Origin of the sequence: Rathayibacter sp. Leaf185, assembly GCF_001423885.1 — a bacterium.
Classification (GTDB): Bacteria; Actinomycetota; Actinomycetes; order Actinomycetales; family Microbacteriaceae; genus Rathayibacter.
On record NZ_LMPP01000009.1, the window covers coordinates 189,782 to 202,577 of the forward strand.

The window sequence follows — 12,796 nt, forward strand, 5'->3', positions numbered from 1 at the left end:
CGACCCGCCCGCTCCCTAGACTGATCGCCATGATCCGTCGCGCCGCGCCCGCTGCTCCTCGAGCACTCGCGGTGGCGGTGCTCACCGTCATGATGGGCGGTCAAGCGCTGCGCAACCTGCTCGGCTGGTGGGGGTGGGGGGTCGTCGTCGCGGCGCTGCTCGTCGCCCTGGTGGTGCTGGTCCTCCGCGAGCGCCCGCGCCTGCGCTGGAGCCGCACCCCGAAGTCGCTCGTGGCCTTCCTCGCCCTCGCCGTGCTGTCGCAGCTGTGGTCGGCCTATCCGGGTGCCAGCGCGATCGGCGTCGTCGCGCAGCTCGCGACGACGTTCGGCGGCGTGGTGCTCGCCCTGACCCTCGGCGTCGCCTCCTTCGTCACCGCTCTCGGGCGGGCGCTGCGGATCACCGTCGGCCTCTCCCTCCTGTTCGAGCTGGTGATCGCGGTCGTCGTGCGCCAGCCCGTGCTCCCGCTCGTCATCGACCTGCCGAGCGGGCGCATTCCCGACGCGTTCTACTGGTCGCTCGCCGGCCTCTTCACGGGCGAGCCGATCCAGGGCATCGTCGGCAACCGGAACCTGCTGGGGTTCATCGCGCTGCTCGGGCTGGTCGTCGTCGCGATCGAGCTGGCCGCGCGGAGCATCGGCCGGCGCTGGGGCGCGGTCTGGGTCGTGCTCTTCGCCGCGACCCTCCTGCTCACCCGGTCCTCCACCGTTCTCCTGGGCCTCGTCGCGGTCGCGCTGGCGGCGGCCTTCGCCCTCTGGGCCCGGCGCCGAGGCGAGTCGGGGCGGCGTCCGGTCTACGCCACCGCGCTCGGGGTGGTCGTCGTCGCCGTGGTCGGCACGGTCGTCGGCTGGAGCTCACTCCTCGGACTCCTCGGCAAGAGCGACGACGCGACCGGTCGGCTCGACATCTGGCGCTCCGTCTGGGGGCTCGCCTCCGAGCGACCGGTGCTGGGCTGGGGCTGGGTCAGCTACTGGGCTCCGTGGGCCGCTCCGTTCGACACCCTCGCCGAGCGCAAGGGTGTGCTCTACCTCCAGGCCCACGACGCGTGGCTCGACGTCTGGTTCCAGCTCGGGCTCGTCGGCCTCGTCCTCTTCGTCGCACTGGCCGCCTCCGCTCTCTGGCGCTCCTGGTTCCGCGCGGTCGACCGCCCTCGACGCAGCGCCACCACGACCCTCCCCTACTCGGCGACGTCGCTCGCGCCGCTCCTGCTGAGCGTCGCGCTCCTCGCCCAGTCGCTCTTCGAGAGCAGGATCCTGATCGAGGGAGGCTGGCTCCTGCTGGTCGCGATCGCCGTCCTGACCAAGCAGCCCGCCAACGAGTCGGAGGAGGCGCTCACCGCAGAGCCCCTCCCCCTCGTCGCCGACCGCTCAGGTCGATGAGCGATCGGACGCCGTCCGCGCTCCCGGCCTCCCTCGCGGCCGCCCTCGTCTCGCCGCAGTTCGCTGCGGCGCTCGCGCAGACCTCCCTGGTGGTCGTGCTCTGCGCTCCCGCCGTCCGCGGCGTCCTCGGCTGGCCCGGCTACATCGCGGCGATCGCGAGCCTGACGATCCTCGCCGGCGGCATGCTGGTCCTGCGCCGGGGAACGCTCGACTGGGAGGGGCTGCTGCCCACGAGCATCCTGGTGTTCCTCGGCTGGATCGGGCTGAGCGTGCTCTGGAGCGGCTACCAGTGGGCGACGGTCTCGAGCGTGGCGTACCAGTTCGCGCTCGCCTTCCTCGCGATCGCGATCGGCCTCACCCGCGACATCATCCAGATCATCCGCGCGGTCGGCGATGTGATGCGCGTCGTCCTGATCGCCTCGCTCGCCGTCGAAGTGCTGGCGGGGGTGCTGATCGACCGCCCGCTGCGCTTCCTCGGCGTCGAGGGCCTGCTCGCCTCCGGCGGCCCGATCCAGGGCCTGGTCGGGACGCGGAACCAGCTCGGCCTGGTCTGCCTGCTCGCGATCGTCACCTTCTCGATCGAGCTCGTGACCCGCTCGCTGGCGCGCGGCCCGGCGATCGCCTCCATCGTCCTCGCCGCGCTGACGCTCCTGTTCACCCGCTCCGCCGTCAGCGCGGGTGTGCTGGTCGTGGCCGCCGTCGTCGCCCTCGCCCTGCGCTGGGTGCGGCGCGGCGACGGCACCCAGCGGCGCACCCGCCAGTACGTCACGCTGAGCGTCGCGGCCGCCGCTGCGCTGACGGCGTGGATCTTCCGCGCGAGGGTGATCGACCTGCTCAACGCGGGCAGCGAGTTCGAGTTCCGGGTCAGGCTCTGGGAGCAGGTGGGGAGGTTCTTCGACCTCGCCCCGATCATCGGCTGGGGCTGGGTGGGCTACTGGCGCACCGACCTCTACCCGTTCACCGCCATCGACTACCTCTCGGGCCGCCGGCACTCGACGAGCCTGAACGCGGTCTTCGACGTGGCCCTGCAGGTCGGCGTCGTCGGGGTGGTGCTCTTCCTCGTCCTCATCGGGCTCGCGCTGTGGCGCTCGTGGCTGATCGCCTCCGAGCGCAAGGCCGTCGTGCACGTCTGGCCCGTCCTGGTGCTCACGGTGCTCATCGTGACCGGCCTCGCCGAGAGCTCGATCCTCCTCGATGCCGGCTGGCTGCTCGTGGTGGTCTGCGCGATGCGCGCCGCGCAGGGGCTCAGCTGGCGGCGCCTCCTGCATCCGCGCGACTGACGCGCCTCACCTTCGGCCCCGGCGGCGCTCCGCCACGGCGCGGAACACGGCCAGGTGCTCCTCGCGGCAGCGCTCCCAGCTGAAGCTGCGGGCGCGCTCGACCCCGAGCGGGCCGAGCTCGCCGCCGCGGCGGATCGCCTCGAGGATCCCGTCGGCGATCGAGCGCGGGTCCAGCGGGTCGACGTAGACGGCCGCGTCCCCGCAGATCTCCGGCAGCGAGCCGGCGTCGGAGGCGGCGACCGGGCATCCCGAGGCCATCGCCTCGATCGGCGGGAAGCCGAACCCCTCGTACAGGCTCGGGAACGCGAGCACCGCGGCCCGGCGGTAGAGCTCGGCGAGCGCCTCGTCGTCGACGTGCCCGCGCCAGTCGACGAAGTCGGGCAGCGGACCGAGCCGATCCAGATCTCCGCCCGTCAGCACGAGACGCAGGGGATGCCCCTCCGCGCGGAGCAGGCGCATCGCCTCGAACAGCCGCGCGTGGTTCTTGTGCGGCCAGGCGCGCGCCGGGTAGAAGACGAAGGCGTCCCGCTCCCCCAGGTTCGGGCGGAACCGCTCGGTGTCGACGCCGAGGTGCGAGACGTGGACGCGCTCCTCCGGGATCCCGAGGAGGTCGACGATACGGCCCTTCGTGAAGGCGCTGATGGTGATCACGGCATCGGCGCGGCGCGCGGTCGCCTCATAGGCGATCCTCCGGAACACGCGCTCGACGCGCGGGAAGAGCTGCGGCAGATCGCGGTGCTGCAGATCGAAGACCATCTGCACGTGCCCCTGCCTGCGCGAGGGGTAGGGCAGCGGCACCGTGAAGGGGAAGTAGAGCGTTTCGTCGCGACCCAGCAGACGCCGCAGCCGGAGCGTGCGGAGCACCGCCTGCAGCATCCCGATCGCGCGCCGCCGGTGCCCCGCGCCGCTGACCACGCCCTGCGCGACGATCTCGGGGACGCCCTCGCTGAAACCGCGCGCGTTCTCGGGGACGAGCGCGCGCACGCGCAGCCCCTCCTCTCCCTCTCGCGGCACCAGGAGGCGCGTGAGCGCCCGCGCATAGGTCTCGCCGCCGCCCATCCCGCCGGGGTCGACGGTGAGAACGGCGAGGGTGACGGGCAGGTTCTCGGGCATGGCGTCCAATCGCGTCGAGCGTGCGTGGGGCGGCCGGGTCGATCCGGTGTCCCGACCGCTCCCGAGCCGGGTCAGGATACCCGCGCGGTCCCCCGCCGAGCACCCGGCCGAAGCGCCACCGGGCGCCGCCCCGGGCCGGATCCCCGGCCTCCGGGAGGCCGGTGGGTAGTATGTAGCCCGCTTGTCATCGACCCACGACGAAACGGACCACCACGTGCCCCGCGCTTTGATCACCGGAATCACCGGCCAGGACGGCCTGTACCTCGCCGAGCTGCTCGTCTCGAAGGGCTACGAGGTCTTCGGCCTGGTCCGCGGGCAGAACAACCCCAAGTACGAGCTGGTCCGGCGCACCGTCCCCGAGGTCACGCTGCTCACGGGCGACCTGACGGACGTCTCGAGCCTCGTCCGCGTGCTCGCCGTGGCCCAGCCCGACGAGGTCTACAACCTCGGTGCGATCTCGTTCGTCGCGTACTCGTGGGAGAACGCGTCGCTCACCACCGATGTCACCGGCAAGGGCGTCCTCAACATCCTCGAGGCCACCCGCCTCTACGCCGGCTCCGACATGTCGCGCGTGAAGTTCTACCAGGCCTCCTCCTCCGAGATGTTCGGCAAGGTCCAGCAGGTCCCCCAGAGCGAGGAGACCCTCCTCTGGCCGCGCTCGCCCTACGGCGTCGCCAAGGTCTTCGGTCACTACATGACCATCAACTACCGCGAGTCCTACGACATGCACGCCTCCTCGGGCATCCTCTTCAACCACGAGTCGCCCCGACGCGGCCCGGAGTTCGTCACCCGCAAGATCAGCCTCGCCGTCGCCCGCATCAAGCTCGGCCTGCAGGAGACCCTGGAGCTCGGCAACCTCGACGCCAAGCGCGACTGGGGCTTCGCCGGCGACTACGTCGACGCGATGTGGCGCATGCTGCAGCAGCCCGAGGGTGACGACTACGTCGTCGCGACCGGAGAGACGCACGAGATCCGCGAGTACCTCGACATCGCCTTCCAGCACGTCGGCATCGAGGACTGGACCCCCTACGTCACGCAGAACCCCGCGTTCATGCGCCCCGCCGAGGTCGACCTGCTCATCGGCGACCCGGCGAAGGCCCGCGACGTCCTCGGCTGGGAGCCCAAGGTCTCCTTCCCCGAGCTCGTCGCGATGATGGTCGAGAACGACCTCGCCGAGCAGACCCAGCTGAACAGGTAGCCGCCGTGCCGGTCGCCTTCGTCACCGGGGCGAGCGGGCAGGACGGGGGCTACCTCGTCGAGCGCCTGCTCGCCGACGGGTGGGACGTCGCTGCCCTCGTGCGCGGAGGGGACGACTCGTCGCTCCCCTCCGCCGTCCGCCCCTTCGAGGGCGACCTCCGCGACGCGGACGGCCTCGGCCGCGCGGTCGCGGCGTCGGCACCCGACACGGTCTTCCACCTCGCGGGCATCTCCTCCGTGGCGCTGTCGTGGAAGGAGCCGGTGCTGACCGCCGAGGTCACCGGCACCGCGGTCGCAGCGCTCCTCGAGGCCTCGCTCGCGCTCCAGGAGTCGTCGGGGCGCGAGGTCCGCTTCGTGCAGGCCTCCTCCTCCGAGATCTTCGGAGCCGCCACCGAGAACCCGCAGACGGAGTCGACACCGATCCGCCCGGTCTCGCCCTACGGCGCCGCGAAGGCGTTCGCGCACCACCTCGTCGGCGTCTACCGCGGCCGGGGCCTGCACGCCTCCTCGGCGATCCTCTACAACCATGAGTCGCCCCGCCGGCCCGACAGCTTCGTCACCCGCAAGATCACCGCAGGGGTCGCGGCCATCGCCGCCGGCGCGGCCGAGGAGCTCACCCTCGGCAACCTCGACGCCCGACGCGACTGGGGCTGGGCGCCCGATTACGTCGACGCCCTCGTCCGCGCCTCGCGCGCCGAGAAGGCCGATGACTACATCGTCGCCACCGGAGTCGCGCACTCCGTCCGCGAGTTCGTCGGCGCGGCCTTCGCCGCCGCCGGCATCTCCGACTGGGAGCACCGCGTGGTCATCGACCCGCGATTCGCCCGCCCTGTCGACGCCCCCGAGATGCGCGGAGACGCCTCCAAGGCCCGTGCGGCCCTCGGGTGGGCGCCGACCGTCGGCTTCGAGGACATCGTCGCGAGGATGGTCGAGAACGACCTCGAGCTCGCCCGACGCACCGGCTGATGCGGCCACTGCCCCGCCCCGCGCCGCCCCCTCGGCGTTCCGGAGCGGGTACGTACAATGATCTGGCTGCCGCCACGGCAGTGCTATGGCTGGGAGACCGATGAGCACCAGGAATTCGACGATCACGCGCGCGGTCGACCGCGTCGACGCGATCGCTCGCGAGCCCTTCCACCAGAGCGGCACGCAGCCGGGCGTGAAGAGCCGGAGCGGATTCGTCTCGTCCCTCGTCGACATCTTCAAGCACCGCGAGCTCCTGAAGCTCCTCGTGAACCGCGAGCTGAAGCAGCGCTACAAGGACTCGAGCCTCGGCTTCCTCTGGACGCTGATCCGTCCGCTGGTGATGCTCGCCATCTACTACATCGCGATCGGCCAGTTCCTCTCGGCGGCGCGCAACGTGCCCGAGTTCGCGATCTTCGTCTTCTCCGGTCTCACCATCTGGGGCCTCTTCGCCGAGATCGTGAGCAGCGGGACGGTCTCCATCCTGGGCAACGGCGGCCTGATCAAGAAGGTCTACCTCCCCCGCGAGATCTTCCCGATCGCGACGATCGGCTCCGCGCTGTTCAACTTCGCGGTGCAGTTCCTCGTGCTCATCGTCGGCGCCGTCCTGCTCGGCGGCATCGACATCAGCTGGAACCTGCTCTACATCCCGGCCGCGCTGGCCGTGGTCCTGGTCTACGGCCTCGCACTCGCGCTCGCCCTCTCGGCCCTCAACGTCTACCTCCGCGACGTGCAGTTCCTCGTCGAGGTCGGGATCCAGATCTTCTTCTGGCTCTCGCCGATCGTCTACGCCTGGGCCTTCGTGGCGCAGGCCGTCCCCGGATGGGTCGCTCAGCTCTACCTGCTGAACCCGATGACGAACGCCGTCCTCGCCTTCCAGCGCGCGATCTGGTCGGCCGGCTCGCAGGAGAACAACCTCGGCACCGCCGACGCCCCGATCATCGTGCCGCCCCAGCCCTGGCCCGGTCACATGGAGCTCCGCCTGCTCCTGATCTTCCTCGTCGGCGTCGTCCTGGTGTGGGTCGCCCACCGGATCTTCCGCCGCCTCGAGGGCAACTTCGCACAGGAGATCTGAGCCATGACCCTCGACATCCAGGCCCCGACCGAGCCCGACTCGGCGGCGATGCCCACCATCATCCGCGTGCAGAACGCCTCGAAGCGCTTCGTGATCCGCAAGGACAAGAGCATCAAGGAGCGCATCGTCAACTTCGGGCGCGGCAAGCAGCACCGCGACGACTTCTGGGCTCTGCGCGACATCGACCTCGAGATCCCGCTGGGGTCGACGGTCGGCCTGATCGGAGCGAACGGCTCGGGCAAGAGCACCCTGCTGAAGCTCATCGGCGGCATCATCCAGCCGACGACGGGCACGGTCGAGCGCCGCGGGCGCCTGGCGGCCCTGCTCGAGCTCGGCGCGGGCTTCCACCCCGACCTCACCGGCCGCGAGAACGTCTTCCTGAACGGCGCGATCCTCGGTCTCTCGCGCAAGGAGCTCGAGGAGAAGTTCGACTCGATCGTCGACTTCTCCGAGATCGCCGACTTCATCGACACGCAGGTGAAGTTCTACTCCTCGGGCATGTACGTGCGGCTCGCCTTCGCGATCGCCATCCACACCGACCCCGATCTCCTCCTCGTCGACGAGGTCCTCGCCGTCGGCGACGAGCCCTTCCAGCGCAAGTGCATGGACCGCATCCGCGCGTTCCAGCGCGCCGGCAAGACCATCGTCCTCGTGACCCACTCGCTCGAGCAGGTCGGCGAGCTGTGCGATCGCGCCATCGTCCTCGAGCACGGCAACGTCATCTACGACGGCGAGACCGCGCGCGGGCTCGAGGTGCTCCGCAACGGCTTCGAGTCGACCCGCCAGGAGCGCGTCGAGCGCGAGACCGCCGAGGCCATCGTCGAGGCGGAGGAGACCGGCGAAGAGGTCGAGCTGATCCAGCCGGCCGAGATCGTCTCGATCGAGCTCGACGGCGGGACCGTCGAGGAGGGCAACCGGACGCTGCGCCCGGGCGACGACCTCCGGATCTCGGTGACGCTCCGCCCGCTCAGCAGCACGCCGCTGGAGCGCTGGTTCCTGGGCATCGGTGTCGACACTCCGATGGGACAGATCGTCTTCGGCACGAACACCATGCGCCTGGGCTTCGAGCACCCCCCGCTGACCGAGGAGACCACGGTCGTCTTCGATCTCCCCGACATCCGGTTCGGCGGTGGCACCTACGCCGTGCACGCGTCGGCATCGACGCTCGGCAACGGCGAGTTCACCCGTGTGCCGGTCGGCGCGCGGTTCACCGTCGAGCGGAGCGACAAGCGGGTCGGTCTGGTCAGCGTCGCCGCCTCCGCGACCGTGGACGGGGTCACCCGGGCGTGAGCCGGCGCCCGGTCCGCCTCGTCATCGATGCGACCCCCCTCGCCGCCGGCGCCCTCACGGGTGTCGGGCACGTGCTCGTCGAGACCGTGACGGCCCTGATGGCTCCGGAGTTCGCGGACCGCGTCGAGGTCGTGCTGATCATGCCCGCCTCGGAGCGGGCCGCGGTCGCGAGGCACGCTCCCGCCGGAGCGCGCCTGCGCAGCGTTCCCCTCCCCCGGCGGGTCTACGGGTTGCTGACTCGCACCGGACTCCCGATCGACCTGCTCACCGGCAGAGGCGTCTACTTCTTCCCCAACTTCCGGAACTGGCGGACGATCAGCCCCTCGATCACCTTCCTGCACGATGTCTGCTTCGCGGTCGAGCCGGGTCTCGTGCCGGCCGATCGCCGTCGGACGCTGACCGCGAACGTCCCGCGCTGGCTCGCTCGCACGAGTCTCGTCGCGACGGGCACGCCGTCGGCCGCCGCGGAGATCACCACCCACCTCGGCGTCGACGAGTCGAGGATCCGGGTGCTCCCGACGACCGTCGACACCGCCGTGTTCCGCCCGAGGCCCGAGGCGGAGCGCACCGCCGTCGCTGCGCAGCTCGACCTCGATCGCTACGTGCTCTTCGTCGGGTCGATCGAGCCCCGGAAGAACCTGGCGCACCTCGTCCGCTCCTACGCGGCGGCCGAGCGCCCGGCGGGCCACACGCTCCTGCTCGTCGGCGCGAACGCCTGGGAGGACGACGACGTCCGCGAGGAGCTCGAGCGCGCAGTCGACTCCGGTGTCGACGCGAGGATCGCCGCGCAGCCCGTCTCGGACGCGATGATGCCCGCGCTGATGTCGGGCGCAGACGCCGTGGCGCTGGTCTCGCTCCACGAGGGCTTCGGTCTGCCCGCTCTCGAGGCGGTGGCGTCGGGGACCCCCGTCATCGCCTCCGACATCGCCGGGATCCGCGACGCCCTCGCGGGGCACGAGGACGCCGCGACCTTCGTCGACCCGCGATCGCAGCCCGAGCTCGTCGCGGCCCTCGAGGCCGCCGTGCGCGAGCCCCGTCGCGTCGAGCCCGGATCGGTACGACCCTGGTCCGACGCGGCGGCCGCGCTGGTGCAGGCAGCGGAGGAGCTCGCCGGTCTCAGGCCGAGGTCGACCTCGCGCCCGTGACGGCCACCGTGGGCGTCTCACCCGTCATGTAGCTCCAGAGCTCACTCGCGTACTCGGCCCACGACGAGTTGTCCCGTGCCAGGGCCTCCGCGCGCAGCCGTGCGACCAGCTCGTCGTCGACCAGCAGCGAGCGCATGCCCGCGGCGATGGCGTGGTCGTCCCGGGAGTCGACACCGACGGCTCCGCCCTGCGAGGCGATCTCGGCCATGCTGCCGTACGAGGCGGTGAGCACCGGAGTGCCGACCGCGAGGGACTCGGCGACGGGGAGCCCGAAGCCCTCGTTGAGCGAGGGGAACACGGTGAAGCGTGCGAGTCGGTAGGCGCTCCAGAGCAGCTCGTCGGTGATGGCCGAGAACGAGGACACCTCGCGCTCCTCTGCCTGCAACCGGGCGAGCTGCGCGTCGAAGCCCTCGCTGTTCCAGGCGTTGCCGCCGATGAAGACGAGGCTGAACTCGAGGCCCTCCCGCCAGAGCAGCTCCGCCGCGTGCAGCACGGCGAGGTGATTCTTGCGCGGCTCGTGGCTGCCGACGCAGACGACGAGCGGCAGTTCCCGGGTCACGAGCTTCTCCTTCGCCCGTGCGAGCGCCGCGGCATCGACCTCGCCGGCCTCGGAGGGCAGCAGGATCGGCTCGATGTCGGGACCCCTGCGGCCGACTCCCGCCAGCATCTCGCGCCAGCCGCGGTACTCCACTGCGGCCGCCTCCGAGATCGTGGCGATCCGGTCCATGTGGCTCACGGCGACGAGGGTCCGCGAGAAGGCGGCGCTCATGCCGATGTGCGCCGTCTCGGCGGTGGTCAGGGGCACGCAGTCGAAGCCGATGGTCGAGGTCGCGTTCCCGCTGAACTCGGCCATCGCGGCGATCCGCGACGTGCGCTCGTCCTCGGTCGCGAGCTCGGGGAGCACGTAGCGCGAGCGCCAGGGGACGAGGATGTCGCTCGAGGGGTCGGCCTTGGCGTCCGGCACCGTGCCGTAGAGGGCGTTCCTGCGCAGCGGCGGGTCGAGCTCGCGGAGCGTGCGGTCGGCGCTGTCCCAGCCCACGAGCACCATCTGGTGCTGCTTGGTCCACTCGGCGATCGACTTGCGGACGACCCGCTGGATCCCGGTGGCGAGCCCGGTGCGCGCGGTGTGGTGCACATCGACGACCACTGCCGCCGTGACGACGCGGACCCGCGGCATCTGGAGCCGGTTCAGGATGAAGCCGTTCGCGCGCTCCCGCACCAGTGAGCGCAGCAGAGCCGTCGCACCGTCGAGACGGACCAGGCGCACGGCGTCGACGACGTCGTCGCGGAGGGGAAGAGCGCCCGTGAGCACGGAGAGGGTCAGCCAGATCTCGTCCGCGCGCGGGGCGACGAGGACACCGGCGAGCTGGCGTACGAGAGCGTCGACCTCGGCCTCCGGGGCGAGCTCGGGCGCCAGCGCCTCGAGCAGCACGCTCATGCGGTCGATCGCGACTGACTTACGCACGGGGCGCTCCCTCGTTCTCGGTGGCGCCCACCAGGACGCCCCACAGTTCCTCGGCGTAGTCGTCCCACGTCCGCTTCGGACGCGCGAGCGCCTCCTGCCGCAGCCGCTCGATGAGCTCGTCGGACTGGAGCATCTCTTTCATGCCCTCGTAGATCGCCTCGTCGTCGCCGGGGTCCACCGTGACGCAGCCGCCCGCCTCCGCGATCTCGGCGAGCGAGCCGATGCTCGAGGTCAGCGCCGGCACCCCCAGCGCGAGTGCCTCCGCGACCGGGAGACCGTAGCCCTCGTGGGTGGACGGGAAGGCGAGGAACCGCGCGTTCTCGTACGACGCGACGAGCTTCTCGTCGCTCGCGCCGCGCCAGAGCTCGACGGAGCGGCCCGCCTGCTGCGCCTCGCGGATCCGCGCGTCGAAGACGCGCGTCGACCAGTCGTTGCCGTTGCCGATGAAGCGGAGGGTGAAGACGAGCCCCTCCCGCCAGAGCCGCTCGGCGGCGTGCAGGACGGCGAGGTGGTTCTTGCGCGGCTCCGTGCTGCCCACCGACAGGACGAGGGGACCGACGGTGGAGGGTGCGAGGGAGGCGTCGACGAGGTTGGGCCGGTCGACCGGGAGCGCCACGGTGTCCACCTGCGGGCCGGTGAGACCCTGCGCGGGCAGCGCGTCGACGAATCCGCGGAACTCGTCCGAGGCCGATTCGCTGATCCCCGCCACATGGCTCGAGTGCTTGACGATCGAGAGGTAGTTGACGAAGCGCGCCGTCTCGATGCCGGGCACGGTATCGGCGCTCACGACCGGGATGGCGTCGTAGCCGATGAGCCCGACGCGGTTGCCGGAGTAGGCCGCGAGCGACGCGTAGGGCGCGCACAGGTTCAGGCCAGGGACCTCGGGGATGAGGACCGTCGACCGGAACGGCACGACGAAGCGGACCTCCTCCGGGTCTCCGTCGCGCCAGGGCTCCGACCGGATGTTCTCGTAGTCGATCACACGCGAGAGCTCGATGTCACTGAGACGGCGCATGGCCATCGACCCGTTGACCCAGGCGATCGGTGTGACCTCGTGGGTGCCGTGCCAGCGGCGCATCGTGTTGCGGACGACCCGCTGGATCCCGGTCTGGTGCGCATGGCGTGCACAGAAGTCGACGTCGGCGATCACCGAGTCGGTGACGATCTCGAGGCGCGACCCGAGGTCGGCGTAGCCGGTCGAGGCGCGCGCACCGGCGGACAGGAAGACGCGGATCGCCTCGTTCGGCTCGCAGAACTCGAGCGATCGGCGGAACCAGAGGAAGAAGTGCTCGACCGGGAACACCGCGAGGAAGGAGGTGAGGGCGAGCCAGGTCAGGTCGTCGGAGGCTCGCTCCTTCGTGCGGCGCGCGATCGCATCGAGGAGGGGCCCGGGACCTCGACCCGCGAGGGCGTCGATCTCGTCCGGCTCGAGCAGGAAGGGGGCCAGCTGCTCGAGTCGCTGCGTCAGGAGAGCGCGGCGGAGGGGGGCGTCGAGGTCCTCGGCGCTCATCCGCGGCGCCCGAGCCGGCGTGCGGCGTACCGGGCCGTGTGCCCGACCGCACCGCGCACTCCGAGCTGCGCCGCGCGGAGCTGGAAGAGCCGGACGGCGCGCAGGGGCTTGGTCACGCGCCACGAGAGCGTCTGCTCGAACGGGGCCGACGCGACCACTCCGCCGACGTGCATGTGCTTGAGCCACGCGTCGAGAGGATCGTTGAGCAGGGCGTCGCGCTCGGCCCGCAGCTCCTCGATCGTCTCGGCCCGGGGGGTGCGCTCGGCGGCGGTCGTCTCGACGACTCCCGCGGATCCGGCATCTGGCTTCTCGTCGCCCGCTCGAAGGCGCGGGTCTCCGCTCACGTCTGTCACCCGGTCATCCTAATCGGCAGGCGCGATCC

At 71.3% G+C, this 12,796-nt stretch carries 11 protein-coding genes; 7 read left to right on the plus strand and 4 right to left on the minus strand.

What is annotated here, in order from left to right; genetic code table 11:
• Positions 1–29: 29 nt before the first annotated feature.
• Positions 30–1,376 (plus strand): O-antigen ligase family protein, encoded by a 1,347-nt coding sequence (locus ASG06_RS18820; protein ID WP_082499367.1) that lies wholly within the window; start codon positions 30–32, stop codon positions 1,374–1,376.
• Positions 1,373–2,656, plus strand: a complete 1,284-nt coding sequence (locus tag ASG06_RS18825; protein ID WP_056045256.1) for an O-antigen ligase family protein — start codon at positions 1,373–1,375, stop codon at positions 2,654–2,656. The genes ASG06_RS18820 and ASG06_RS18825 overlap by 4 nt, the downstream gene beginning before the upstream one ends.
• A gap of 6 nt (positions 2,657–2,662) precedes the next feature.
• Here ASG06_RS18825 and ASG06_RS18830 read toward each other — a convergent pair whose 3' ends face one another.
• A complete protein-coding gene (locus ASG06_RS18830; protein ID WP_056045259.1) occupies positions 2,663–3,769 on the minus strand; it encodes a glycosyltransferase family 4 protein in 1,107 nt (368 codons plus the stop codon).
• 214 nt (positions 3,770–3,983) lie between these two features.
• On the opposite strand from ASG06_RS18830, the gene ASG06_RS18835 reads away from it, so the two are divergent.
• From ASG06_RS18835 to ASG06_RS18855, 5 genes are all read left to right on the plus strand, one after another.
• Positions 3,984–4,967 carry a GDP-mannose 4,6-dehydratase gene (locus ASG06_RS18835; protein ID WP_056045262.1) on the plus strand — a complete coding sequence of 328 codons (984 nt, stop codon included), beginning with the start codon at positions 3,984–3,986 and terminating at the stop codon, positions 4,965–4,967.
• A gap of 5 nt (positions 4,968–4,972) precedes the next feature.
• Positions 4,973–5,932 (plus strand): GDP-mannose 4,6-dehydratase, encoded by a 960-nt coding sequence (locus ASG06_RS18840; protein WP_056045264.1) that lies wholly within the window; start codon positions 4,973–4,975, stop codon positions 5,930–5,932.
• A 100-nt stretch (positions 5,933–6,032) separates the two neighbouring features.
• Positions 6,033–7,004, plus strand: a complete 972-nt coding sequence (locus ASG06_RS18845) for an ABC transporter permease (RefSeq protein WP_056045268.1) — start codon at positions 6,033–6,035, stop codon at positions 7,002–7,004.
• 3 nt (positions 7,005–7,007) lie between these two features.
• Entirely contained in the window at positions 7,008–8,294 is a 1,287-nt protein-coding gene (locus tag ASG06_RS18850) for an ABC transporter ATP-binding protein (protein ID WP_231727844.1), read from the plus strand.
• On the plus strand, positions 8,291–9,439 hold the full coding sequence (locus tag ASG06_RS18855; protein WP_056045270.1) for a glycosyltransferase family 4 protein: 1,149 nt from the start codon (positions 8,291–8,293) through the stop codon (positions 9,437–9,439). The genes ASG06_RS18850 and ASG06_RS18855 overlap by 4 nt, the downstream gene beginning before the upstream one ends.
• Here the strand turns inward: ASG06_RS18855 and ASG06_RS18860 are convergent.
• The 3 genes from ASG06_RS18860 to ASG06_RS18870 are packed head-to-tail and all read right to left on the minus strand — an operon-like array spanning position 9,411 to position 12,767.
• On the minus strand, positions 9,411–10,904 hold the full coding sequence (locus ASG06_RS18860) for a glycosyltransferase (RefSeq protein WP_056045272.1): 1,494 nt from the start codon (positions 10,902–10,904) through the stop codon (positions 9,411–9,413). The genes ASG06_RS18855 and ASG06_RS18860 overlap by 29 nt on opposite strands.
• On the minus strand, positions 10,897–12,414 hold the full coding sequence (locus tag ASG06_RS18865) for a glycosyltransferase family 4 protein (RefSeq protein ID WP_056045275.1): 1,518 nt from the start codon (positions 12,412–12,414) through the stop codon (positions 10,897–10,899). The genes ASG06_RS18860 and ASG06_RS18865 overlap by 8 nt, the downstream gene beginning before the upstream one ends.
• The gene (locus ASG06_RS18870) at positions 12,411–12,767 is read right to left on the minus strand and encodes a hypothetical protein (protein ID WP_056045278.1); all 357 of its coding nucleotides are present in this window, start codon (positions 12,765–12,767) and stop codon (positions 12,411–12,413) included. The genes ASG06_RS18865 and ASG06_RS18870 overlap by 4 nt, the downstream gene beginning before the upstream one ends.
• Positions 12,768–12,796 lie beyond the last annotated feature (29 nt).